General features: G+C 67.5%; 23 protein-coding genes. 10 read left to right on the top strand and 13 right to left on the bottom strand.

The features are described from left to right. Window positions 1-14 precede the first annotated feature (14 nt). Both JNK84_RS14730 and uraD read right to left on the bottom strand, forming a co-directional pair. Window positions 15-1,238 (bottom strand): MFS transporter, encoded by a 1,224-nt coding sequence (locus JNK84_RS14730; RefSeq protein WP_293425150.1) that lies wholly within the window; start codon window positions 1,236-1,238, stop codon window positions 15-17. A gap of 91 nt (window positions 1,239-1,329) precedes the next feature. Then, entirely contained in the window at window positions 1,330-2,211 is an 882-nt protein-coding gene (uraD, locus tag JNK84_RS14725) for a 2-oxo-4-hydroxy-4-carboxy-5-ureidoimidazoline decarboxylase (protein WP_293425149.1), read from the bottom strand. 190 nt (window positions 2,212-2,401) lie between these two features. On the opposite strand from uraD, the gene JNK84_RS14720 reads away from it, so the two are divergent. Further along, on the top strand, window positions 2,402-4,078 hold the full coding sequence (locus tag JNK84_RS14720) for an AMP-binding protein (protein WP_293425148.1): 1,677 nt from the start codon (window positions 2,402-2,404) through the stop codon (window positions 4,076-4,078). A gap of 3 nt (window positions 4,079-4,081) precedes the next feature. Then, window positions 4,082-4,528, top strand: a complete 447-nt coding sequence (locus JNK84_RS14715) for a MaoC/PaaZ C-terminal domain-containing protein (RefSeq protein WP_293425147.1) — start codon at window positions 4,082-4,084, stop codon at window positions 4,526-4,528. A 43-nt stretch (window positions 4,529-4,571) separates the two neighbouring features. On the opposite strand, the gene JNK84_RS14710 is transcribed toward JNK84_RS14715, so the two are convergent. From JNK84_RS14710 to JNK84_RS14680, 7 genes are all read right to left on the bottom strand, one after another. Beyond that, entirely contained in the window at window positions 4,572-5,852 is a 1,281-nt protein-coding gene (locus JNK84_RS14710; RefSeq protein WP_293425146.1) for a TRAP transporter large permease, read from the bottom strand. 16 nt (window positions 5,853-5,868) lie between these two features. Then, on the bottom strand, window positions 5,869-6,450 hold the full coding sequence (locus tag JNK84_RS14705; protein WP_293425145.1) for a TRAP transporter small permease: 582 nt from the start codon (window positions 6,448-6,450) through the stop codon (window positions 5,869-5,871). Between the two features lie 98 nt (window positions 6,451-6,548). Continuing rightward, window positions 6,549-7,535, bottom strand: coding sequence for a sialic acid TRAP transporter substrate-binding protein SiaP (locus JNK84_RS14700; RefSeq protein ID WP_441343252.1), 987 nt, complete (start codon window positions 7,533-7,535; stop codon window positions 6,549-6,551). Window positions 7,536-7,636: 101 nt separating this feature from the next. After that, window positions 7,637-8,365: a GntR family transcriptional regulator gene (locus JNK84_RS14695; RefSeq protein ID WP_293425143.1), complete on the bottom strand. Its 729-nt coding sequence runs from the start codon at window positions 8,363-8,365 to the stop codon at window positions 7,637-7,639. A 208-nt stretch (window positions 8,366-8,573) separates the two neighbouring features. Beyond that, the gene (locus JNK84_RS14690; RefSeq protein ID WP_293425142.1) at window positions 8,574-9,884 is read right to left on the bottom strand and encodes a carbohydrate porin; all 1,311 of its coding nucleotides are present in this window, start codon (window positions 9,882-9,884) and stop codon (window positions 8,574-8,576) included. 226 nt (window positions 9,885-10,110) lie between these two features. Next, a complete protein-coding gene (locus tag JNK84_RS14685) occupies window positions 10,111-10,734 on the bottom strand; it encodes a pyridoxamine 5'-phosphate oxidase family protein (RefSeq protein ID WP_293425141.1) in 624 nt (207 codons plus the stop codon). A 108-nt stretch (window positions 10,735-10,842) separates the two neighbouring features. Further along, on the bottom strand, window positions 10,843-11,733 hold the full coding sequence (locus JNK84_RS14680) for an AraC family transcriptional regulator (protein ID WP_293425140.1): 891 nt from the start codon (window positions 11,731-11,733) through the stop codon (window positions 10,843-10,845). 242 nt (window positions 11,734-11,975) lie between these two features. Between JNK84_RS14680 and JNK84_RS14675 the strand changes: the two genes are divergently transcribed. The 8 genes from JNK84_RS14675 (at window position 11,976) to JNK84_RS14640 (ending at window position 21,976) form a co-directional block, all read left to right on the top strand. Further along, the gene (locus JNK84_RS14675) at window positions 11,976-13,565 is read left to right on the top strand and encodes an ABC transporter substrate-binding protein (RefSeq protein ID WP_293425139.1); all 1,590 of its coding nucleotides are present in this window, start codon (window positions 11,976-11,978) and stop codon (window positions 13,563-13,565) included. Then, complete coding sequence (locus tag JNK84_RS14670; protein ID WP_441343249.1) at window positions 13,562-14,584, top strand: ABC transporter permease; 1,023 nt, start codon at window positions 13,562-13,564, stop codon at window positions 14,582-14,584. Before JNK84_RS14675 ends, JNK84_RS14670 begins: the two co-directional genes overlap by 4 nt. Window positions 14,585-14,594: 10 nt before the next feature. After that, complete coding sequence (locus JNK84_RS14665) at window positions 14,595-15,431, top strand: ABC transporter permease (protein WP_293425138.1); 837 nt, start codon at window positions 14,595-14,597, stop codon at window positions 15,429-15,431. After that, complete coding sequence (locus tag JNK84_RS14660; protein WP_293425137.1) at window positions 15,431-17,080, top strand: ABC transporter ATP-binding protein; 1,650 nt, start codon at window positions 15,431-15,433, stop codon at window positions 17,078-17,080. The genes JNK84_RS14665 and JNK84_RS14660 overlap by 1 nt, the downstream gene beginning before the upstream one ends. A gap of 58 nt (window positions 17,081-17,138) precedes the next feature. Then, window positions 17,139-18,350, top strand: coding sequence for a GGDEF domain-containing protein (locus tag JNK84_RS14655; RefSeq protein WP_293425136.1), 1,212 nt, complete (start codon window positions 17,139-17,141; stop codon window positions 18,348-18,350). A 191-nt stretch (window positions 18,351-18,541) separates the two neighbouring features. Further along, window positions 18,542-18,952: a DUF6165 family protein gene (locus tag JNK84_RS14650; RefSeq protein ID WP_293425135.1), complete on the top strand. Its 411-nt coding sequence runs from the start codon at window positions 18,542-18,544 to the stop codon at window positions 18,950-18,952. Continuing rightward, window positions 18,949-20,097 (top strand): nucleotidyltransferase family protein, encoded by a 1,149-nt coding sequence (locus JNK84_RS14645; RefSeq protein ID WP_293425134.1) that lies wholly within the window; start codon window positions 18,949-18,951, stop codon window positions 20,095-20,097. The genes JNK84_RS14650 and JNK84_RS14645 overlap by 4 nt, the downstream gene beginning before the upstream one ends. A 73-nt stretch (window positions 20,098-20,170) precedes the next feature. Next, entirely contained in the window at window positions 20,171-21,976 is a 1,806-nt protein-coding gene (locus JNK84_RS14640; RefSeq protein ID WP_293425133.1) for a tetratricopeptide repeat protein, read from the top strand. Between the two features lie 31 nt (window positions 21,977-22,007). On the opposite strand, the gene JNK84_RS14635 is transcribed toward JNK84_RS14640, so the two are convergent. The 4 genes from JNK84_RS14635 to JNK84_RS14620 all read right to left on the bottom strand — a co-directional run bounded on the left by JNK84_RS14635 (window position 22,008) and on the right by JNK84_RS14620 (window position 24,538). Next, a complete protein-coding gene (locus tag JNK84_RS14635; protein WP_293425132.1) occupies window positions 22,008-22,205 on the bottom strand; it encodes a hypothetical protein in 198 nt (65 codons plus the stop codon). A 54-nt stretch (window positions 22,206-22,259) separates the two neighbouring features. Continuing rightward, a complete protein-coding gene (locus JNK84_RS14630) occupies window positions 22,260-23,411 on the bottom strand; it encodes a PqqD family peptide modification chaperone (protein ID WP_293425131.1) in 1,152 nt (383 codons plus the stop codon). Continuing rightward, window positions 23,398-24,168 (bottom strand): hypothetical protein, encoded by a 771-nt coding sequence (locus JNK84_RS14625; protein ID WP_293425130.1) that lies wholly within the window; start codon window positions 24,166-24,168, stop codon window positions 23,398-23,400. Before JNK84_RS14625 ends, JNK84_RS14630 begins: the two co-directional genes overlap by 14 nt. 85 nt (window positions 24,169-24,253) lie before the next feature. Then, window positions 24,254-24,538 carry an acyl carrier protein gene (locus tag JNK84_RS14620; protein WP_293425129.1) on the bottom strand — a complete coding sequence of 95 codons (285 nt, stop codon included), beginning with the start codon at window positions 24,536-24,538 and terminating at the stop codon, window positions 24,254-24,256. Window positions 24,539-24,550: the final 12 nt, after the last annotated feature.

Below are 24,550 nucleotides of genomic sequence, written 5' to 3'. Positions count from 1 at the left end.
CCGGCGGCGTCGCGTCAGGCGACGCTGCTCCGGCGTTCCTGAACGAGCGCCAGCATGACGGTCGCCACCATGAAACAGGCGGCGACCGCGAAGATCATGCGGCTCGCGCCGCTGTCGAGCAGCGCCGCGTAGAGCAGCGGGCCGACGAGCCCGCCGATATTGAAACCCGTCGTGACCATGCCGAAGACGATGCCCTCCGCGCCGGGGGCGGCGGCGGCGCGCACCATCATGTCGCGCGACGGCGTGATGATCCCGGACAGGAACCCGGCAAGACCCAGCAGCAGCAGCGCCACCAGCGCCGAGGGGCTGCTCAGTGCCAGCACCGTGCTGATCGCCGCTGTTGCGAGGAAAGCGCCGGCCGCCACCAGCCCATGACGCGCGGTACGGTCGGCCAGCGCCCCTCCGGCCAGAACGCCGGCCGCGCTGGCGAACAGGAAAGCTGTCAGCGCCGCATTGGCCGAGGGCAGGTCGATGCCGTAACCGGCGACGAGCGCCGAGACCGAGAAGGACTGAATGCCTCCGGTCGACAGGTTCAGCAGTGCGAACATGATCGTCAGCGAGACCACGGCGCCAGTGACCAGCCCGGTGCGGCGCGGCGGCGGTGCGCCGCCCTCGGTCGCGGGCTTGGCCGCCTTGCGCGGCAGCGTGCCGGCGGCAGGCGCGAGGATCAGCAGCAACGCGACGGCGAAAGCGATCAGGCCCGCGACCGCGAATGCATGCGGCAGGCCTGCAAAAGCCGCCGTGCTGAGCAGCAGGACAGGGGCGATCGCGGTGCCGAGATAGCCGGCGAACGTATGGATCGAGAAAGCGCGCCCCATCCTCTTGCCGTCTATGCCATTGGCAAGCAGGGCGTAATCGGCCGGGTGATAGACGCCGTTGGCGATACCGGTTCCGACCATCGCGACGATCAGCGCCGCGTAGCTTTGCGTGACGGCGAGCAGCATGAAGCTGGCGCCGCCCACCAGCAGTCCGCCGATCAGCACGCGTCGCGCGCCATATCTGTCGCTGATGAATCCCATCGGCGTCTGAACGAGCAGCGAGACGAGATTGAACACCGTCAGCGCGAAGCCGATGCCAACGAAGGTCGTGCCGAAATGCGCCGGCAAGAGCGGCAGCAACGCCGGCAACGTCATGATGTGAAAATGGCTGACGAGATGCGCCAGCGAGACCTGCACGAGAAGCGGCATCTCGGAGGGGGAGGCAGCAAGGGCCGGTGGGCTGTCGGGGCGGATCGTCATGAGCTGGCCATCGGGGATGCTGCCCATAGCACAAACAGCGGCAGCCACGCGCGAGCATCGCCGCACGGCTGCCGTGCGGCGGTTCGCTGCATCAGCTGCCGCGATAGGTCGCCGTGCTCCAGGGCGTCATGACGAGAGGCACGTGATAGCGGCCCTCCGGCTGGTCGATGCCGAACCGGATCACAGCGTCACCGATGAACGGGATATCCGGCAGCGCCACGCCGCGCCGGCGGAAATAGGCCTCGGTGTGGAAGACGAGTTCGTAGCGCCCGCGCCTCAGCGGCTTGCCGTGCATCAGCGGCGCGTCGGTTCGTCCGTCCTTGTTGGTCACGGCCTCCGCGATCCGGGCGCGCCCGCTCAAGCCCACTTCGAACAGTTCGATCCGGATGCCCGCCGCCGGCTCGCCGTGATAGGTGTCGAGCACATGGGTCGAGAGATGGCCTGCCGTGGCCGGCATGCCCGGCCCCTCCACCGTTTCGATCAGCCTGAGCCGGGTGATATGGGCGATCTCGTCGAGGGCGCGGGCAAGTTCGCTCGCCTCGTCATTGGCAAGGCGCGGCTCGTAGGAGGCGAGCACCGCATCGCGCGTCTGCCGGCGCACGCAGACGATGAACGGGAAGCCGAAGCGGTTGAGATAGGCGGCGTTCAGCCGCTGGAACGTCTCGTATTCCTCGTCCGAGAGCCGGTCGAGCCCGAGTCCCGCCTGTTCCGACACCGAGGCGGGCGCCATGTCCCCTGCCCGCGCGGCCTTGCCGGCGAGGTCCGGATGCGCCTTCAGGAACGCGATCTTGGTTGCGCGCGGGCTGTCGAGAACCGCCTGCATCATCGCCTCGTGCAGGGCCGCCACGGTCGCGAAGGGCCGCTTGTCGAAGGCTGCCTCGGCCACCCAGGGCGAGTGTTCGAACAAGCCGCCGAGCGCGGCGACGAACTCATCCCTTGAGGAGCTGTTCAGCGTGTCGAGCGAGACGGGCATGCGAAAGTCCTTCGGGATCGGCGGGCGGCGGCGGGCGGCCGCGATAGAAGCTACGGCCTCGCACGCCGGCTTGCCAGTCGCCGACCGCCGGAGCATGCCATCTGCGCGGGGCCTTGCCCGAGGCCGGGCGGCAAGCCTATCGTCCGCGCAAATGAACAGAGTTCAATAAGCCTCGGGAGAAATGACCATCATGGGGCCATCCGCCGATCCTGACGCGAGCGCGGCGCCGCTGATTCCCTTCGGCGAGGACACGACCATCGGCGAGGCCTTCGTCAGGGCCGCCGAAGCCTATGCCGCCCGTGCCTTCCTCGCCGTTCCGTCCGGCGCGCACCGGCCGTGGCACCGGGAGGGCTACGAGATCGACTATGCGACCGCGCGACGCGAGGTGACCCGCCTCGCGGAAACCTATCGCGCCGCCGGCTTCGGTCACGGCCACCGCGTCGCCATGCTGCTCGACAACCGCCCCGAGCATTTCCTGCACAAGCTGGCCCTCAACACGCTCGGCGTTTCCTGCGTGCCGATCAATCCGGACTATCGTGCCGGCGAGATCGCCTATCTGATCGATCACTCCGAAGCGGATCTCGCCATCGTCGCGCCCGAGCGTCAGGATCAGCTCGCGGCCGGCATCGCCGCCAGCGACCACAAGCCCTCAGTCGCCGTGTTCGAGGATCTCACGGGTCTTTCGCATCCGGCGAGGGCGGCCCGTGGCGGCGCTGTGTCGGCGGCGAGCGAGGCCAGCATCCTCTACACATCGGGCACGACGGGGCGACCGAAGGGCTGCATGCTGTCCCACGGCTACGAACTCGCGTCAGGCGCCTGGTATGCCGAGCGTGGCCACCTCGCTGCCTTTCGGGCGGGCGGCGAACGCATCTACAACCCGCTGCCCGTCTATCACGTCAATTCCTCGATCGTGTCGTTCTACGCGGCCATGCTGACCGGCAGCTGCCAGATTCAGCCCGACCGCTTCAACCCGGAGCGCTGGTGGCCGGAAATCGCCGAGACGCGCGCGACCATCGCGCACTATCTCGGCATCATCATTCCGCTTCTCATGAACCGCCCGGCCGGCGAGGCCGACCGGAATCACGGCGTGCGCTTCGCCATCGGCGCGGGCGTCGAGCCACAGCTCCATGCGGCTTTCGAAGAGCGATTCGGCTTTCCCCTCCTCGAGGTCTGGGGCATGACCGAAATGGTGCGCGTGCTGCTCGACAACGTTCCCCCGCGCGCGGTCGGCACCCGCGCGTTCGGCCATCCCGTGCCGGGCGTGGAGGTCCGTGTGGTCGACGAGCACGACGCGGACGTGCCGCGCGGCCAGCCCGGCGAGATGGTCATCCGCCATTCCGAGGCGACACCGCGCAAGCACTTCTATTCCGGATATCTCAAGGACGAAAAGGCGACCGCCGAGGCGTGGCGCGGCGGCTGGTTCCACACGGGAGACACCGTGCGGCAGGACGCGGACGGCATGCTGCATTTCGTCGACCGCAAGAAGAACATCATCCGGCGCTCCGGCGAGAACATCGCGGCGGCCGAAGTGGAAGCTGTGCTGCAAGCCCATGACTGGGTGAAGTCGGTAGCGGTCCTCGCCATCCCCGACGACATCCGCGAGGAGGAGGTGCTGGCCTGCATCGTTCTGGCCGAAGGCGTAGCCGTCTCACGTGCCACGGCGGAGGCACTGTTCGCCCATTGCAACGCCGAGCTTGCCTACTTCAAGGCGCCCGGCTGGCTGCACTTCGTCGAGACCCTGCCGACCACCGGCACGCAGAAGATCCAGAAGCACAACATCTATCCTTCCGGCGTCGATCCTCGGGCCCTGCCGGAAGTGTTCGACCTGCGCTCTGCGAAGAAGCGCAATCCTGGAGCCGCGAGCTAGATCATGGGCCTGACCTTCGACGCCCTCGACATCGGCGCGGTTCATGTCTCGCCCCGCCGCACCATCATCGACGCCGACATCATGCAGTTCGCCGGACTGACGGCCGACTACAACCCGCTGCATACCGACGACGTCTTCGCCGCCGCGACACCCTTCGGCGGGCGCGTGGCCCATGGGCCCATGCTGGTCGGCATGGCCTTCGGCCTCGCCTCCCGCGCCGGCCTGTTCGACGGCACGGTTCTGGCTCTGCTCGACATCGCCTGGACGTTCAGCGGCGCCGTCCGGCCCGGCGACACAGTCCATGTCCGGGTGACGGTCGCGGACAAACGCGCGACGAGCAAGCCGGATCGCGGCGTCGTCGACTTCGCCCTCGACATCGTCAACCAGCGCGACGAAGTGGTTCAGCGCGGCAAGGCCAAGATCATGATGTCGCGCGCGCCGCTGGGGTGAGGCGGGGTGCGGGAGCGAGCCTGCGCCCGCCGCCGCCCGCGCGTCATTTCAGCATGCCCATCTGCCTTGGCAGCCAGAGCGTCAGTTCGGGAATGAACGTGACCGCCGCCAGCGACAGCAGCAGCGGGATCAGCCAAGGCAGGATCGCCACGGTGGTCCGCTCCACGGTGAGGCCGGATATTCGGGCAAGGACGAACAGCACCATGCCGAGCGGCGGGTGCAGGAGCCCGATCATCAGGTTGAGCGTCATCATCACGCCGAAATGCACGGGGTCGATGCCGACCTTCAGGAGGATCGGCATCAGCACCGGCACGAGAATGCTGATCGAGGCGATGGGCTCCAGGAAGCAGCCGACGATCAGCAGCAGGATGTTGACGAGGATGAGGATCACATAGGGGTTGGTGGTGATCGACAGCAGACCCTCGGCCGCCATCTCCGTCAGCCGCGTCGTGGTCAGAACCCAGCCGAACAGCGAGGCCGCCGCGACGATCAGCAACACGCCCGCTGTCGTCTCGATCGTGTCGAGCGTCACCTTGTAGAGCCGCTTCCAGGTGAGCGAGCGATACAGGAGGAAGCCGAGGATCAGCGCCCAGGTGCAGGCGGCGATCGCGGCCTCGGTGGGCGTGAACCAGCCGAAAGTCATGCCGCCGATGATGATCATGGGCGTCAGCAGCGCCGGCAAGGCGGCGATGAAGGTCTGGCCGAGCACGGTCCAGCGGAAGATCTGGTCGCGGCCCATATTGTACTTCCGCGCGCACCACCAGACGTAGAACATCATGAAGGCGGTCATGACGATGCCCGGCACGACGCCGCCCAGGAACAGCGCGCCGATGGAGACGTTCGCCATCATCCCGTAGATGACGAAGGGCAGCGACGGCGGGATGATCGGCCCGAGCGTCGAGGAGGCCGCGGTGACGCCGACGGAAAACTCGGTCGAGTAGCCGTGGTCCTTCATCGCCTTGATCTCGATGGTGCCGAGACCTGCCGCATCCGCGATGGCGGTGCCCGACATGCCCGCGAAGATCACCGAGCCGACAATGTTCACCTGCGCGAGACCGCCGCGCATCCAGCCGGCGACCGCCACGGCGAAGTCGTAGATCTTGTTGGTGATGCCGGCCGAGTTCATCAGGTTGCCCGCGAGGATGAAGAAGGGCACGGCCAGAAGCGGAAAGGAATCCAGCCCGCCTGCCATCCGGTGCAGCACGACGAAGTCCGGGATATGCGCGATGAAGTGGGTGTAGATCAGCGCCGAGCTCGACAGCGCGATGAAGACCGGAATGCCCGCGAGCAAGGCGATGAGGAAGATGAAGATGACGATGGTCATGACGATGCGCGCCCGCTCAGCCGTTCGTGTCCTGGGGTGAGGCGGGTTCCCGCCGGAAGCCGGCGCGGGCGTCGCGCCAGAGGTTCTGGGCCTGCCGCCAGACCATCAGGAAGCAGCCGATGGCGATGCCGCCATAGACCAGCGACATCGGCCAGTCGAAGACGGTCATGTAGAGGTTGTGCATGCGCTCGGTGATCAGCACCGACAGCCAGGCAAGGATCGCGACGAAGGCAAGGCTGAAAACGCCGACAGCGGCGATCAGCGCCCGCTTGGCCGGCCCGTCCTTCATGACGTTGCTGACCAGCTCGACGGCGATCTGGGTGCGCCGGCGCGTCACCATCGCGCCGCCGACGAAGACCAGCACCATCAGCAGGTAGCGGGCGATCTCCTCGGTCCAGGCCAGCGAGTTGTTCAGCACGTAGCGGGTGAAGAACTGCAGGAAGACGATGACGGCGAGCGACCAGAAGATGCCGATGGCGAGCCAGTCCTCGAGAAAATACTCGACGGTGACTTCCTCGTCGGTCGCAACGATCAGATGGACGTCCTCGAGGTTCGGATCGACGCTGGGCGCGGACGGAGATTTCGGCGGTTCCGACATGGGGTGCTCTCGCGGGCGGGCGCTGGCCGCGCCCGGCTCGTGGCAGGGAGGACGGAAGGGCGCCGGAGCATCCGGCGCCCCTTGAGGCGGAAGCTCCGTCAGCTGGCCGGCGCGAGGCCCTGCAGCGCGTCGTATTCGGCCTTGGACCAGCCGGCGCCCGAGGCCGCGTCGTTGTGCAGCGGCAGCGCCGCAGCGCGGAACGCCGCGCGGTCCGGCGCGATCACCGTCTTGCCGAGCTTGCGGAACTCGTCGGCCAGCTTCTGCTCCTGCTCGCGGATCTGGTCGCTCGCGCGCGCAGCCGCCTGCATCAGCACCTCGCTGAAAATGTCCTTCTCGGCGCTGGAAAGCCTGCCCCAGACGTGGTTGCCGACCACGGAGACGAGCGATTCCGTGATGTGGCCGGTGAGCATGATGTGGCTCTGCACCTCGTAGAACTTCTTCGCCATGATGGTCGGCAGCGGGTTCTCCTGCCCGTCCACCGTGCCCTGCTGGAGCGCCAGATAGACCTCGGCGAACGCGATGGGCGTCGCATTCGCGCCGACCGACTTGGTGAACATCAGGAACAAGGGCGCCGGCGGCACGCGCAGCTTCATGCCGCGCATGTCCTCCGGCTTGTTGATCGCCTTGTTGGCCGTCACATGCCGCTCGCCGTAATAGGTCAGCGCCGCGACCTTGTGGCGGGTGCGGTTCTCGTAGCCACCCGCGATCTGCCGGAACAGCGGCGCGTCGCGATAGGCCTTCCAGTGGTTGAAATCGCGCAGCACATAGGGCGCGTTGGTGATCGCGATGGGCCGGTGAATCGAGCCGGCGAAGGCGACGCCGGTATAGATCATGTCGACGGTCGCGAGCGCCAGGCCCTCGTTGATCTGGTTCTCGTTGCCGAGCTGCGATGCCGGGAACACGTCGATCTGGTACTTGCCATTGGTCCGCTTGGCGATCTCGCCGGCAGCCCAGACCGCTTCCGTGTGATAGGGCTCGCCCGTCTCGTAGACATGGGCCCATTTGAGCTTGGCCTGCTGCGCGCGCAGCGGTGTGGCAAAAGTGGCAAGTCCGGCGCCTGCGATGATCGCGCTGCGGCGAGTCACTGTCATTGGGTAATCCTCCCTACCCGTTTCCGTTCGATATCCGGCGGTTCTGCCGCCGCTGTTTCTGCGTCCCGCTCTGCCGGCGGGCGAATGGTCGGGCCTCAGGCCCGCATGAGGTCAGGCCGCGCCATGTCCTCCAGGAAAAAGTCCGGATTGAACCGGCGGACGTCGTCCAGCCCGACCTGCAGTCCCGCGATATGGCTGGCCATGGCGGCGGCGGCGGCATCGGCGTCACGCGCCTCGATCGCCTTCAGCACCGCCTCGTGCTCGGCGACGACGCGCGCCATGCGCCCGGCGATCGGCAGCGTCAGGCGGCGAAACCGATCCACCTGCAACTTGACCTGACTGACCAGTGCCCAGACGCCGGGATGACGGCCGACAGCCGCGACCGCCTCGTGGAAGGCTTCGTCGGCGCGGTGGAAGGCCTCGGTGTCGCCCGCCTCGGCGGCCTCGTGGCTCCGGGCGACGATGGCCCCAAGCTCAATCAGCTGGCTGCGGCTGGCGCGGGCCACCGCCTCCCGCGCGGCGAACTGCTCCAGCACGCCGCGGATGGTGATCGCCTCCGGCAGGTCCGTCATCGGGATGCGCGAGACGTAGGTGCCCGACTTGGAAACGATATCGACGAGCCCTTCCTCCGCGAGGCGCAGCAGCGCCTCCCGGACGGGTGTGCGGCTGACCCCATGGCAGGCTGCGATGTCCTTCTCGCTGATCTGCGATCCGGGCTCGCGCTTCAGCGACAATATCTCGTCCCGGAGAGCGCCATGGATCGCGGCCGCAGCTGTCAGACCGCGTGGCCAGCGCGGGTCCTTGGATCGCACGATGGTGAGCATTCGTCCCCCGTGCGAGTGAGGTACACCTGATATATCAGATTGGCAATTGCTTTTGCATTGCGCCCGAAACGGCCCGCCACACAAATATTCCCACGAACCCATGGCGCATCGCCGCAAGGTGGCGCGCGAGCGGCCGCGCCGCGACGGCGGCATCTTCAACGCGGCCGGGTCGTCCCGATATCGCTATTTGCGCGGGACTGGCGCCCGGTCAGAAGCGGACCATCGTGCGCATGCCGCCGACCACCGCGTTGCGGCTGCGATCACCATTCGGATGGATCACATAGGTCAGCACCGGTTGCACCGTCAGGCCCGGCCGGATCTGGGCGAGATAGGTGGCCTCGATGTTGAGCTCGTAGTCGCGGATCACGACCGGCAGACCGGTGAAGGCGGCGACATCCCGGTCGAAGGCGCGCACGCTGTCCGAAAAGCGCGAATAGATGACGCCGAAGCCGAACTTGTCATCCGGCCGGCTGGCGATCATGCCGGCGAAGACGATGCCGCCATCGGCGTAGAAGCTGACGAGGTTGCGGTCCGAGGGGCTGACCGACGCGCGACCGAAGACAGAAATGCCGCTGTCGGCGTCGCCCCCGGCCGGGCGGTATATCTGCTGCTCGGCAACGCCGTAGAGCCCCCAGTTGCCGCGTCGCGTCAGCGGGATTCTGGCCCCGGCAGGGTTTGCGATCAGCGTGCCGTCATTGGCGAAACGCTGGTCGTTGAAGCGGCCGAAATGCGCCCAGCCGCCGACCTTGACGGTGGAGGAGAGGCCGGTGTCGCCGGGTGCGCGGTTGGTGCGGAACTGCGCCTCGGCGAGGAGCAGAGGCGGATCCTGGACACGGAAGTTGAGCCCATGGCGGTTGCGCACCTGCTCGTCGCCCGGTCCGGGTCCGGCGGGATCGCCGTTGAACACCGCGAAGAGCAGCGAGAGGTTGGGCGCCGGATCGATCTTCAGCCGGACGCCCGGCGTCGCTAGCGGATAGGCGGGTCCGCCGCTCGGCGTATTGGTGGCGGCGATCGTCGCCCAGTCGCTCTGCAGCAGCAGCGTACTGAGGCCGGAGAAGAAGAACTCCACATCCGCGGCGAGCTGGCCGAGCCGGACGCTGGCGAGATCGCCGCCCAGTTTCTGTTCCAGCCACAGTTCCGACAGGCGGACCGTCGGCACCGCCTCGATCGCGGCGATCGTGTTGATGCCGCCGACATAGTCGCGGCGGATGCGGCCGGTATTGTGGATGACGAAGACGTTCGAGAAGAAGGTGAGCCCCTGGATGCCGATCAGCTTCTGCAGATCGAGCTGCAGCGCCATGTCCAGCTTGCCCTGATTGATCACACCGCGCCGATGGCCGCCGGCCATGTTGGCGAGAATGTCGTTGGTGTAGACGAAGTGATAGTTGATGCCGCGCTCGGCGAGCAGCCGGCGATAGCCCATCGGATCGCCATTGGCGGGAAGGCTGGTGGCGAAGGACGGCACGGGCAGGCCGGCGGGCGTATACTCGGCCTGATCCGCGGAGACAGGCTTCGGCATGCCGACCATGCATGCGGCGACGCCCACGAGAATGCAGCAGCGAACCGCGCCCCGGACCAGAGTGAAGCCGGGGACAAGCCGGGAGCGACGTATTGCTGAACCGGCCATGCTCATCGTCCCGCAGCTGCTTGCGGGACGACTGCCACAGGTTCGGTCACTTCGCAAGGTTTGTTGCAAATTACTGGCAACAAGCCGACTAAGCAGCGCCCGGACCGGGCACCGGACCTCAGTAGAGGTTCGTCGTATAGGCGACCTCCAGCCGCTTGTTGGCGGCATCGGCATCGAAGCCCTTGATCTGATCGGCGAGCACCGTGCCAAGCATCGGGAAATCCTCCCGCGCGACCTTCTTCTCCGGGTTCCACAGATCGGCGCGCAGGATGGCGCGGCCGCAGTGGAAATAGACCTGCTCCACCGCGATCTGCATCGCCGAGGCGGGGACGATCTTGCCTTTGATCGCCATGGACTGGAGCACCGCCGGATCGGTCACGATCTTCGCCTTCCCGTTGACGCGCAGCGTCTCGTTCAGGCCCGGAACGAGGAAGAGCAGGCCGATCTGGGGATGTTCCAGCACGTTCTGCATGGTGTCGAGCAGGTTGTTGCCGCGCCGGTCCGGCAGCAGCATCGTCCGGTCGTCGACGACCTGGACGAAGCCCGGTTCGTCGCCGCGCGGGGAACAGTCCGTTCCCGCCGCGCTGGTGCTGGCTATGGTCAGGAAGGGCGACATGGCGATGAACCGCCGCGCATGCGGATCCAGATAGTCCAGCACCTTCTTGCGGGCCATCTCGACAGGCGGGTCGTAGGTCTGACGCAGGGCGGTCGTATCGGTGATGACGCTGATGCCGTCGCTCATGGCTTGCTCCTCGCGGCGGCTGTCGAGCCGCCAGCCTCCAATAGCACCGCGCCTGTCACAGGACTTCATCGTGCGGGACGTGGACTGTCGTGCGCCGGCCAGAATGGGTCAGTCGTGTCGATCGCCGTCATGAGGATCGCCCCAGCGCAGATAGTCGCGTGGCGACAGCCCCATCGTGCGCCGGAACATGGCGGTGAAGGCGCTCGGACTGTCATAGCCGAGATCAAGCGCGACATTGGTCACGCTGTCCCCGGACGTCAGGCGGGTCAGCGCCTCCATCAGCCGCACCTGCTGGCGCCATTGCGTGAAGCTCATCTCCGTCTCGGAGCGGAACAGCCGCGTCAGCGTACGGCGGGCAAGGCCGCCGTGGCGCGCCCAGTGGTCGAGATCGTGGTTGTTGCCGGGGTCGCGCAGGATCGCCTCGCAGATGCGGGCGAGCCGCCGGTCCTTCGGCATGGGCGCGCTGCTGGCCAGAACCGGCACGCGCCCGATCTCGATGAGGATCAGGTCGATGATCCGTCCCGCGCGGCCCACGGGGTCGTATTCGACCGGCAGCGCGACGGCCTCCTGGACAAGGGCCGCGAGCAGCGGCGTGAGCGTCATGAGCTGGCAGGTCGCGGGCAGCCCGGTCGCGGCATCCGGCTCGACATAGAGCGTGCGAAGGCTGACCGGACCCCAGCATCGGGTCTGGTGCATCAGGCCGGGCGGAATCCACAGGGCGTGCTGGGGTGCGACCGCCCAGCTCCCCTCGTCGGTGATGACAGTCATGATGCCCGACGTGGCATGGAGGAACTGCGCCCGGCGGTGGCAGTGCCGTGTGCCGACTTCGCCATTGGCGAATTCAGCGGCCATCGCTACCACGGGGCGCTGCACATCCTGCAGCGCCGCCGCCTGCTGGCCGCTGGCCCGGTGGCCCGTATAGCTGACGAGGGCGGCCGAGCGGGCCGTCCTGCGCCCCGGACCTCTTGCGGCCGGCGCACTTGCCGAAGACTGGGCCATGCCGCGGCTCCCTGACGCGATGCGGTTGCGATGTGCAGGCGGCGATCTCGTCACAGACCGGCAGCGACCGCAAGATGGCGCTATTCCCAAATGGGAAGCACGAATCGTGCCGGCTTCAGAGGAAGGCCCGTTTGCGACAGTTCTCGGCCCTCGGACGCCAGCGCGCGCGAGGGCCGGACAGGAACATCCGGCCATCGGGCCCACCTCCGTGGGCGGGCCTCAACAACGAGGGGATCAGCGCGATGAACAGGCGCGAATTCGCAAAACTCGCGGCGGCGGCAGGTGTTGCAGGTGCAGCCGAGATTCCCTGGGGCATCACCCGCGCCGTCGGCCAGACGCGCGGCGGCACGCTCAACGCCATCATCCAGCCTGAGCCGCCCGTGCTGGTCACGGCGATCAACCAGCAGCAGCCGACGCTGACGCTCGGCGGCAAGATCTACGAGGGTCTGCTGCGCTACAGCACCGACCTGAAGCCGATGCCGGGCCTCGCCCAGTCCTGGACCGTCTCGCCGGACGGCAAGACCTATACGTTCAAGCTGTTCCCCAACATCACCTTCCATGACGGCAAGCCATGCACGGCCGAGGACGTGATCTTCACCTGCACCAAGATGCTGATGGAGACCCACCCCCGCGCGCGCGGCACGTTCCAGCGCGTCGAGAAGGCCGAGGCGCCCGATCCGCTGACCGTGGTGTTCACGCTGAAGGAGCCCTTCGCGCCCTTCCTGTCGGCGTTCGACTGCACGACCACGCCGATCCAGCCGAAGCACATCTATGACGGCGCCGACTATCGCAACAACCCGGCCAATGCCCGGGCGATCGGCACCGGCCCGTTCAAGCTGAAGGAGTGGGTGCGTGGCAGCCACATCCATCTCGTCAGGCACGAGGGCTACTACCGCCAGGGTGAACCGCATCTCGACGAGATCATCTACCGCATCATTCCCGACGCTGCCTCCCGTTCGGTGGCTCTGGAGAAGGGGACCGTCCAGCTCACCCAGTGGACCGATGTTGAGTTTTTCGACGTGGCGCGCCTCAAGGCCCTGCCGCATCTGGAGATGACCACGCGCGGCTACGAGCTGTTCGCGCCCCATCTGTGGATCGAGCTGAACAACCGTGTCGCGCCGATGAACGACAAGCGCTTCCGGCAGGCGGTTGCCCACGCCATCGACAAGACGGCGATGAAGAACCGGGTGTTCTTCGGCCTCGGCAAGGAGGCAACGGGCCCCATCTCGTCGAAGACCCGCTTCTATGACGGCGACGTCAAAAAATACGAGTATTCGCTCGACAAGGCCCGCGCCCTGCTCGACGACATGGGCCTGAAGGCTGGTGCCGGCGGCAAGCGTGTGACGATCAAGTTCCTCGTCGCGCCCTATGGCGAGATCTGGCAGCGCATCGCCGAGTTCGTTCGCCAGTCGCTCGGTCGGGTCGGCATCGAGGTGGTGCTCGAAGGCAGCGACGTCGCTGGCTGGGGCCAGAAGGTGTCGAACTGGGAATATGAGATGACCAGCAATCTCCTCTACCAGCTCGGCGATCCGGCGCTCGGCGTGTCGCGCACCTATGTCACCTCGAACATCCGCAAGGGCGTGCTGTTCTCCAACACGCAGGGCTATTCCAATCCCGAGGCCGACAAGCTGTGGGAGGCCGCCGCCGTGGCGACCGACGACGCCAAGCGGCAGGCGCTCTACTCGCAGGTCCAGAAGATGGTGGTCGAGGATATCCCGGTCGTCTGGCTGATCGAGCAGGACTACCCGACCTTCCACGACAAGAAGCTCAAGAACGTCATCACGTCCGGCATCGGCGTCCACGAGACCTTCGGCGCGGTTCAGTTCGGATGACGACTTCCGCCTTGGGCGCAAAGGGCCATCGCGGCATCGCGATGGCCCTCGCCATTCTGGGCTGGGCGGCGAAGTTCGTCGCCGTGGTCCTGGTCATCGCCACCTTCGCCTTCGTTCTGGTCAAGGCCGCTCCGGGCGATCCCGCGCAGGTCATGGCCGGCCAGACGGGCGCCGCCGACGAGCGCATGCTGGCGCAGATCCGCCAGGAATACGGGCTGGACAAGCCGGTCATCGTGCAGCTCGGCACCCACCTGAAGCGGGTGCTCACGCTCGACCTCGGCTTTTCCTACCGCCAGCGCCAGCCGGTTTCGACTCTGATCCTCGAGCGCCTGCCGGCGACCCTGCTCCTGACCGGTACCGCTTTCCTGCTCGCGCTCTTCTCGGGCATTCTGCTCGGCACGCTGGCCGGCCTGCGCGCCGGCAAATGGTCGGACACGCTGCTGACCGTCATCTCGCTCATCTTCTACGCCATGCCCGTCTTCTGGCTCGGCCTCATGATGGTGCTGCTGTTCTCCGTCCAGCTCGGCTGGCTGCCCGCCTTCGGCTACCAGACCATCGGCGTCACCATGGGCCCGTTCGCGCGCATGCTCGACGTCGGCTCCCATCTGGTTCTGCCGGCCGTATCCCTCGCCGCCATCTATCTCGCCATCTACACGCGACTGATGCGCGCCTCCGTGATCGAGGTCGCCCATCAGGACTTCATCAAGACGGCGCGCGCCAAGGGTCTGACTCAGTCCCGCATCATCACGGGCCACATCCTGCGCAACGCCATCCTGCCGGTCGTCACCATAGCCGGCATGCAGGCAAGCGCGCTGGTCGGCGGCGCGGTTGTCGTGGAGACCGTCTTCGCCTGGCCGGGGCTCGGCCGCCTGACCTACGAGGCGGTGATGCAGCGCGACTATCCGGTGCTTCTCGGCATCTTCCTCGTCATGTCGGTGCTGGTCATCGTGCTCAACCTGGTCACCGACGCCATCTACCGGCTGATCGATCCGCGCGTCACCACGCGCGCGACGAACTGAGGAGGGGTTCATGGACACCATCCGCGCCTTCTCCCGGCACCCGAGCGGCATGATCGGCTTCGCCATCCTGCTGGTCGTGCTGGTCCTCGCCGTCCTCGCGCCGGTCCTCTACCCGGAGGATCCGTGGGAAATGGTCGGCCGGCCCTTCGCGCCGCCGATGACCGACGGCTTCCTGCTCGGTTCCGACACGCTCGGCCGCGACGTTGCCGCAGGCATCATCCACGGCACGCGCGTCTCGCTCACGATCGGCGTCACCTCGACGCTCGCGGCGGTGCTGATCGGCGTGCTGATCGGCGCCATGGCCGGTTATTGGGGCGGCCGCGTCGACGACTTCCTCATGCGTGTCACCGAACTGTTCCAGACCATTCCGGGTTTCATCCTTGCCATCCTGCTGGTGGCCACCCTCGGCCCCTCGCTCGTCAATGTCATCGTCGCCATCAGCGTGGTCAGCTGGCCGCCGCTGGCAAGATTGACCAGGGCCGAGTTCCTGCGCCTGCGCGGGCGCGAATTCGTGCAGGCCGCCGCGTGCCAGGGCGAGACGCCGTTGCAGGTGGTGCTGCGCCACATCCTGCCGAACGCGATCTCGCCGATCATCGTCACGGGCTCGCTGACCATCGCCAGCGCCATCCTGATCGAGAGCGCCCTGTCCTTCATGGGCCTCGGTGACCCCAACGCCATGTCGTGGGGTTTCATGGTCGGCGCGGCACGCACGGTGATCCGTCAGGCCTGGTGGATGAGCGTCTTCCCCGGCATCGCGATCCTCCTGACCGTGCTGGCCATCAACCTGCTCGGCGAGGGGCTGAACGACACGCTCAACCCGCGCAACGCCCGGTCTGGGAGGCACTGATGGCGGACGACATGCTGCTCTCGGTCGAGAACCTGTCGATAGCGTTGCCGCGCGGCGCCGACCGCGCCCACGCGGTGGAGGAGGTGACGCTGTCGGTCGCCGCCAACGAGATCGTCTGCCTCGTCGGCGAGTCCGGTTCGGGCAAGTCGATGACCGCCCATGCGATCCTGCGGCTGCTGCCCGAGCGGGTCTCGATCGCCAACGGCGCGATCCGCTTCAAGGGCCGCGATATCGCCGCCTTCGACGAGGCCGCCATGCGCGACCTGCGCGGTGGTGAGATCTCGATGATCTTTCAGGAGCCGATGTCGGCGCTAAACCCACTGGCGCGGATCGACGACCAGATCGCCGAGGCCATCGTCACCCACGCCACGCCCGCGCCCGCGCGCGAGACCGTCGATGCGCGGGTGATCGAGCTCGTCACCGCGGTCGGGCTGCCGGAGCCCGCGACCATCGTCCGCTCGTTCCCGTTCCAGCTGTCGGGCGGCCAGCGCCAGCGCGTGATGATCGCCATGGCCATGGCCAACAATCCCGCGCTGCTGCTCGCCGACGAGCCGACCACCGCGCTCGACGTGACCACCCAGAAGCAGATCCTCGGCCTGATCCGCGACCTGCAACGGGCGCGCGGCATGGGCGTCCTGCTGATCACCCACGATTTCGGCGTGGTCGCCGACATGGCTGATCGCGTGGTCGTCATGCGCAACGGCCAGGTGGTCGAACAGGGGACGGCGGAGGCCGTGCTCCGCTCGCCGCGACACGACTACACCAAGGCGCTGATCGCGGCCGTCCCCGGCGCCCGACCGGTGGAAACCCGCTCCCGTGACATTCAAGACGCGCCGATCCTTGTCGCCGAGAACCTCGAAAAGACCTTCGTGACGCGGCAGGGCTTCTTCCGGCCGCCGCGCCGCGTGCCGGCCGTCCAGAAGGTGGCTCTGTCTCTGAAGGCCCGCGAGACCGTCGCGGTGGTTGGCGAATCCGGTTCGGGAAAGTCGACGCTCGGCCGGATGATCATGCGGCTGGTCGAACCGGATGGCGGCGTGGTCGACTTTAACGGCACCGACCTTCTCGCCCTGCGCGGTGAGCCGCTGCGGCAGATGCGGCGCCAGCTCCAGATCGTCTTCCAGGACCCCTATGCCGCCCTCGATCCGCGCCAGAAGGTTGGTGATGCCATCGCCCGCGGACCCATGGCCTATGGCACGCCGCGTCAGGAGGCCATGGCCGAGGCGAAGCGCCTGCTCGCCCGCGTCGGGCTCAAGGACAATGCCGCCGACCGCTATCCGCACGAGTTCTCGGGAGGGCAGCGGCAGCGCATCTGCATCGCGCGCGCACTCGCGCTGAAACCCCAGGTACTGGTCGCCGACGAGGCCGTGTCGGCGCTCGACGTCTCCGTGCAGGCCACCATCCTCGAACTGCTGGCGGAACTGCGCGAGGAAATGAACCTCGCCATGCTGTTCATCACCCACGATCTGCGCGTCGCCGCCGAGATCGCCGACCGTATCGTGGTGATGCGCCGTGGCGAGATCGTCGAGCAGGGCGCAACGGCCGAGGTCTTCGCGAACCCCGCCCACGCCTACACGCGCGAATTGCTCGACGCCGTGCCCGGCAGGCGGCTCTTCGCCGGCCCCGGCTCCCTGCTTCAGGCCACCGCCTGATGGGGGCCGACGGGCAAAACTAACGAATTGTAAATTCGGCCGCGGACAATGTGGGGCGATGACCGGCCCGCTCTTCGCGCTCGTGTTCAACGCCTTCGTGGCGCTGCTGTTCGCCACGACCTTCCTGCTGATGTCGCGCCTCGACACTGTGCTGGCCGCGAGCCGGTGGTTCGCACTCAGCTATGCGGTCGGCGCTCTCACGCCGCTCAGCGAGCTCATGGTCTCGCTTGCGCGGCCGACCGCGTTCTGGGTCATGTCGAGCTACGTCAGCTTCGCCGGCGCCTTCGCCATCACCCACTTCGCTTTGCATCGGTATTTCGGTCAGCCAGTCTCCTGGCGCGTACCGGCCGCGCTGATTGCGGGCGCCATCGGCACGCGGCTCGCAATCTGGGGCGGACAGCGGGACAGCCTCGCCTACGAGCTCGCCTATCAGGCGCCCTTCGCGATCCTGACCGGGCTTTGTGCCCTGGCAGTTCTGCGCCTGTCCTCGCGGGGCCCTATCGACAGGGTTCTGGCCGGCGCCTTCGCGCTCACCTCCCTTCACTTTCTGATCAAACCCTTCCTGGCCGAGGCCTTCGGTTCCGGCGCCACCGCGACCGCCTATGCGCAGAGCCTCTATGCGATGTTTTCGCAGGCCGGCACGGGCATCCTGCTCATCGCGACCGGCCTTGTCCTGACCATGGTGCTGCTGCGCGATTCGTCCAGCCTCGGCCGCCGCGCCGCCGAGACCGATCCTCTGTCGGAATTGCTCAATCGGCGGGGTTTCGATGGTCACGCCAGAGCCGTTCTGGCATCCACGCGCCGGACGAGTGCCGTGTTGATGATCGACATCGACCGCTTCAAGGAGATCAACGACACATTCGGCCATGCCGCTGGCGATCAGGTCATTGTTCTGATCGCTGGCGCAAGCCGCGACGCCCTGCCAGGCGCCACGATCGGCAGGATCGGTGGCGAGGAGTTTGTCGCCATCCTGCCCGGCGCCGATGCCCATGAGGGCCTTGCGAAGGCCGAAGCGATCCGGGCGGCCGTCAAGGCGATCGCAACCGCGACGCTTCCCGCCGAATACCGCATTTCGGTCAGCGTCGGCGTCGCGGTCCACGAACCCGGCGATAATCTCGACGACAGCATGGCGCGGGCGGACGAGGCTCTCTACCAAGCGAAGCGAAGCGGCCGAGACCGGGTGTGGTTCGCCGGGTCGGGCGCCATTTCAGCTATGGGCCACCCGGACCGGACCACCTCTCGCCCGCCCGGCCTCAGTTCGAAATCGTAGGTGAGCATCGCGCGGGGTTGAGCGCCCCGCGTTCCGGCCGGACAGGCCGCCGGCTTGATCGGCGGGTAGCGGAAGCGGCCGTCCACATCGATGCAGAACCACCGAAACCGACCTCGGTGTGCGTTGCGAAGGCTGGTCCCGGCTGTGATTTCCGGCCATGATCAGCTGCGGCATGGCGGGCGCGGGTTTATATGCAGGACTCCGACAACATCGTTCTCATGGTCCCGGCTTCGGCCGGCGAACTGATCGACAAGATTACGATCCTCAGGATCAAGTCGGAACGGATCTCCGATTCCGCCAAGCTGGCCAATGTCCGCAAGGAACTCGTCGCGCTGGAGCAGGTTCTGTCGGCCCACTTCCCCGCCGCAGGCGCCGATCTGCGGGCGTCGATCCTCGAACTTCAGGCGATCAACGAGCGCCTGTGGACCATCGAGGACGATATCCGCGACTGCGAGCGGATGGGTGATTTTGGCGCCTCCTTCGTCGCCCTCGCCCGGGCCGTCTATCTGACCAACGACGAGCGGGCGCGGGTGAAGCGCGCCATCAACACCGCGGTCGGCTCGGCCTTTGTCGAGGAAAAGAGCTATCGGGACGTGACGTGAGCCCGGCGGCACGCGACATCGCTCAGGCCACCGTGCGAACGGAGCCAGATCCTGCACCGCCCGCGGAACAGATCCTGGCCGCATGGCTTGTCTGGCGCTCCGGACGGCGCGGTCCGATTGGCGACCTTTCCGAGAATGCCATCGACTGGATGGCGACGGTTGCGCTGGCGGCCCGCGACTTCGCGCTCCCGATGCTGGCGACCGTTCTTGACGATGCCGGCGTCCGGGACCGGGTGCCGGCCGATGCCGCCTCCTATTTGGACTACGCGCTCGCCGCCAATGCCGATGGCAATGCCGCGATCCGCATGCAGGTGCTGGCCATCGGCGAGGCGCTCGACGCGGCCGGCGTGACGGGCGTTCTTCTCAAGGGCGCCACCTGGCTGTTCCAGGCAGGCCCCGCTTCAGGCGACCGCATGATGCGGGACATCGACCTGCTGGTCGCCTCCCGCGATCTCGACACGGCGATGCGTTCGCTGGCCCTCGCCGGTTTCCTGCCGTCGGGCACGATCGGCACCGAGCAGGCCCATATCCACGAATGGCCGCTGGAACATGCCGAACACCCGGTCAGCGTCGAGGTTCACACCGCCCTGTCCACGCGCACCCGCATGCTGTCGGGGCCGGACATGCTCGCGGAAGCCGTATCCGTCGCGCCGGGTCTCGCCATTCCCTCGCCGCGCCACCGCATTCTGCACAACGTCATTCACGGCGAGATCGTCAACGGCAATCGCGCAGGCGGCATCATCGACCTGCGCGAAGCGATGGACCTCGGGCGCCTCATGCAGGCCTCCATGGCAGGGCTGGACTGGGCCGCGCTCGCCCGCGAGGCCGACGAACGGGGCATGGGCGCTGCACTGGCCGGCGGTCTCCACAAGGCGTCCTTCGTCTCGGCCTGCCCGGTGCCGGAGCCGTTCGCGCGGGACGGGCGCGGCCGGCGGCACTTGTCGCGGTGCCTGATACAGCGCCGCCGGCCCCGGCTGGACCGCCTTCTACGCCCGCTCGCCAACCTGTCGCGCGGCCTTGCCTGGGAGCGCGACGCCTTTGCCCTGGGGCTCGGCGAGCGGCGCGATGTCGGCGCCCGCCTCAAGGTCAACCGCCGCCGCATCGTGCGGGCCTGGACGGGCCTGGGAAGGCTGTTGCGGGGATGACCGGGACATCATACTCCGAACCGTCGCCAAACCCTCCGCTGCACGCCGGCGGGGACACCGCCAAGGGTCGACCATGATCATCTCGATGCCTTCGTTTGGCACAGCAACGGACGCGCCGGCCGCGACACTCGCGTTGCGGCGGCGCGAGGCTCTCGGCCTCGACCATGCCGGGCGGCATGAGGATGCGGTCGAGGCATGGCGCGCCGTCCTCCATGCAAGCCCCGACGATGCCGACGCGGCCCATGCACTGGGCAGCGCGCTCGCCGCCCTCGGCCGCCATGCCGAAGCGCTGGCCAGTTTCGAGCGGGCGCTTCAGTACGCCCCCTCCGCCGAGGCCAGCAAGATGGCGCTCGCCCGATCCCTTCTCGCGCTGGGACGGCACGCCGATGCCCGCGTCAACTTCGAGGACATTCTGGCGGCGCGCCCGGAGGATGCCGACGCCCTGTCCGGACAGTCCGCCTGCCTCCGTCTCGCCGGCAAGCCGGACATGGCGCTCGCGGTCGCGGAGCGCGCCGCCGGGCTTGCGCCCGACCACCCGCGGGTTCTGCTTGAACGCGCCCGGGCGCTCGCCGACCTCAAGCGCGGCGACGAGGCGACCGCGGCGCTCGAGGATCTTTGCCACAGGCACAAGGATCAGTTGGAAGCCGCGCAGCTCCTCGCCCGATACCTTGTCGAGGCAACGCGCCCAGCGCCCGCGATCGACCTGCTGAAAACGGTGGTCGCGGCGCGCCCGGACGATGCGGGCGCCTGGCAGGAACTCGCCTGCGCCCTGTCCGCCAACAAACAGCTTGGCGAAGCGCTGGATGCGTTCCGGAGAGCGCTCGTCCTCAAACCGACCTTTGCCGCGGCGCATGCCAATATGGCCATGGCGCTGGCCGATCTCGGTCGTCTCGACGAGGCTGTCCTGTCAATCGACCGGTCGCTGTCCATCGAGCCCGATTCACGATCCGTGCGCTTCACCAAGGGCTGCATTCACCTCACGCGGGGCGAGTTCGGGCCCGGATGGGCGGGATACGAACACCGGTTCACCAAGGAGAGCCAGAAGGGCGCGCGGGAGGACGTGAATGCCGCGCCCTGGCTGGGCGAATCCCTCGCAGGCCGGTCGATCCTCGTGCTCGGCGAACAGGCCAACGGCGATTACATTCAGTTCGCTTCGCATTTGCCGCGTCTCACCGCGCTGGGTGCGAAAGTGTCCTTCTTCACCCCCCAGCGGCTGAAGCGGCTGTTCATGGGGCTCGCGGGCGATGTCGAGATCATCCCCTCGCTGACCCCCGGCATGCGCTTCGACCATCAATGCCACCTGATGAGCCTGCCGGACCGGTTTCACCGTATCGGCGAACCGATCCCGACGACGCCGTGGCTCTCGGCGGAACCCGGCCTCGTCGAGAAATGGCTGGCCCGAATCGGGTCGGAGGGTTTCCGGGTCGGAATCGCCTGGCGCGGCAGCAACAACGACAGCCGCTCATTCGGCGCGGACGAGTTCGCGCCGCTGGCCGCGATTCCCGGCGTCCGCCTGATCAGCCTCCATACCGAGGCGGCGGTCGGCGACCTGCCGCCGCTTGTGAACGGGCACAGGATCGAGACGCTCGGCGAGGATTTCGATTCGGGCGAGGACGGATTTGTCGATGCCGCCGCGGCCATCGAATGCCTCGACCTGGTGATCTCGTGCGACACGTCGATCGCGCATCTCGCCGGTGCCCTCGGCCGTCCGGTCTGGACGGCCCTCAAGACCGCCCCGGAATGGCGCTGGCAGCGCGGAACATCGACATCCGTCTGGTATCCGTCGATGCGGCTGTTCAGGCAGTCATCGCCCGCCTATTGGCACGACGTATTCGGCGCAATGGAAGGCGAACTGCGCCGACTCGCAATACCTGCATAGACGCCGCCCCCGAGGAGCGGCCGCAGAGCGCCTAAGTTGGCGTCGACGTCGTGGTCGTCGTGGTGCTGGTCGTGGTCGTGCCCGACGTGGCCTGAGCGCGCGCGCGCCCGGTCGCCGACAGCATGAGCGCGACAGTCGGCGGCGTCACGGCCGCAAAGCGGCCCGCCTTGTCCAGAAACTGGCGACGGTCGCGGTCCGACACCTTGTCCATCGGATTCTTGGGCGCCACGCGAAACCTCCGGCCGTTGATCAAAGACCCGAGACCACTATCCGTCAGGCTTCCCTAACGCAAGCTTGAAAAATCGGCACCGTTGATAAGTTCCGATGCAGACTGCGAATCTCCGAAGCCAAGCGCGTAGTAATTCGTGCTCTCGTGCCAGGATATGAGCCGGGTAACGTCCGCCTCGCCAAATCCCGGCGGCACGTAGATGCACTGCGCGAGAAGCCACCGCAGGCCGTCAGCTGGCGAAATCGGCATCAGTTCGGTCGCGGAGCCGGGCCGGTACTGGGGAAAGACGACCGTCCGCAGCGTCATCCGCCGGGCATCCAGCGGCAGCGGCAGGAACTTCACCCTGCGGCCGAATCGAACGTGCTCCATCGCATCGCCGAGCTGCGGGAAGGCCGATGCGATCAGGTCGTAATTGTCGCTCTTCACGCACGGCCGGAATGGCAGGCCGCGCCAGCCGAGATCGCGGTCGAGCAGGGCCATCTCGTCCGTCAGGAGAGACCAGCCGGCTTTTGCCAGCGCGATAGCCAGCGTGGTCTTGCCCGAGCCCGACGGCGCGGAGAGCAGAACCGACCGGTCGCCCTGCGCCAGCAGCGCGCCGTGAAAGGCCAGGAAATGCGGCACCCGGGGGACGATGTCCTGAACGATGCGCCGCTCCACATCCGGGACGATCGTCGCCATGGTTTCGACCGTCGCCGGGTCGCCGCCGCTCTCGACGCGCAGGCGCTCGCCGTGCGGCGTGACCCGCACCCACAGGTCTTCGGCGCTCACCGGCGCCAGCGCCGGGATCATCCGATCGCCCAGAAGCGCATCGATGCCGTCCAGAACGGCTTCAGGCGCGTCGACATGGACCGGCTGGCCGAGCAGGCGATAGACGACCCCCGCGCCGAAGGGGCGCGGAGCCATGACATGCGGCTCGGCCGGTGCATCGACCGCTTCCGCCGCATCCCGCAGGATCGACTCGGCGAACGACGCGACGGCAAGGTCGTGCCACTCGCGCGCGGTGGCGGGCTCGAGCGAATAGGTCGCGGCGAGCCGCGCCACGGTCTCCGCCTGGGTCGCGCCCTCGGACAGGTCGCGCCAGACCAGCGCCGCCGGAGCATTCAGCCCGTACAGCCGGCGAACACGGTCGAGATAGACGATCCCGCCATCGGCAATGGGAAAGAAACTGGCGCCGCGAACCGGCAATCCCGGTTCAGGCGGCGACAAGGCGCTCGCCCCTGCTGAGGCGGCCCGCGAGCAGGATGACGGGAGATGGCGCGGGATCGCCCGCCTCGATGGCCGCGCCCGCTTCACCCGGCGGCGCCAGCAGAATATCGCCCTCGATCAGAACGAGACCACGCGTGATGCCCTCGTCGGCGAGCCGGACCGAAAGCCCGAGCGGCGCTTCCACCACGACCAGCACATCGAGCAGGACATCTGCCTGATCGCGCGCTGGAAGCGCGAGGGCAGCGCCCTCGCCGGCCCGGATCAGGCGCATGTCGAGATGGGTTCCCCCGTTTGCATCGACGCCGAGGGCGGCGATGCCCCGCGCGGCGGCAGCGACCAGCGCATCGACGACGGCGGCGGGCAGCGATTGCGGGTCGACCATGTCCCGCACACCCGGTGCGGGATGGCCACGGCCTTCGACTTCGGGAAGCTTCATGGCTTCCGCCATCGCCTCGCCGGGCAGCGCCGCCGGCAGCAGCAGGAAGCGTGGCGGCCGCAAGGGCAGCGAGCCAGGCCGAGGTGTATTCGGTGCCGCCGGCACCTGTCGGACGGAAACTGCGACCAGCGACGTGCGCGGGAAATAGAGGCGTTCGCCGGCGCGATTCTCCACCTGCACCAGCCCGTCCGGCGGCAGATTGGCATCGACGGTCGCGCCGGGCAGCGCCGAGACGACCCCGATCACCATCGGGTCGTCCTCGTCGCAGACGAATTCCCACGCGTGGCCACCCGCCAGCGACAGCTTGATCGCGACATCCATCAGACGCGTATGCCCTACGCGGCCGGTCGAGCGCAACGGCTACATGACGCAGCGTCCGCGGCCATCCCGCCGTGGCGGGATGAGTTCAACCGGCGGTGACCGGCTCGGCCTGCTTGCGGATCACATAGGCGGCGATGCCCTGGATGGTGTCGAGATTCTCGGGCAGCAGCTCGCTGTCGTCCACCGCGATCCCGAAGGTCTGCTCGATGAAGCCCACGACCTCCAGTACGCCGGTGGAATCGATGATGCCCTTGTCGATCAGCGATGTGTCGTCGCGCAGCGCCGCCACGTCGCCGACGTAGAAATTTGCGGCCAGGAAGGCGCGGACCTGATCCCTGCAGGCGCCAAGCGCCGCCGTTTCTCGCATCATCGGTTCACCCTC

The sequence above is a fragment of the Phreatobacter sp. genome (assembly GCF_016793595.1).
Taxonomy (GTDB): domain Bacteria; phylum Pseudomonadota; class Alphaproteobacteria; order Rhizobiales; family Phreatobacteraceae; genus Phreatobacter.
Note: the sequence above shows the minus strand (reverse complement) of the source record. Positions and strands in the feature narration are given on the sequence as shown.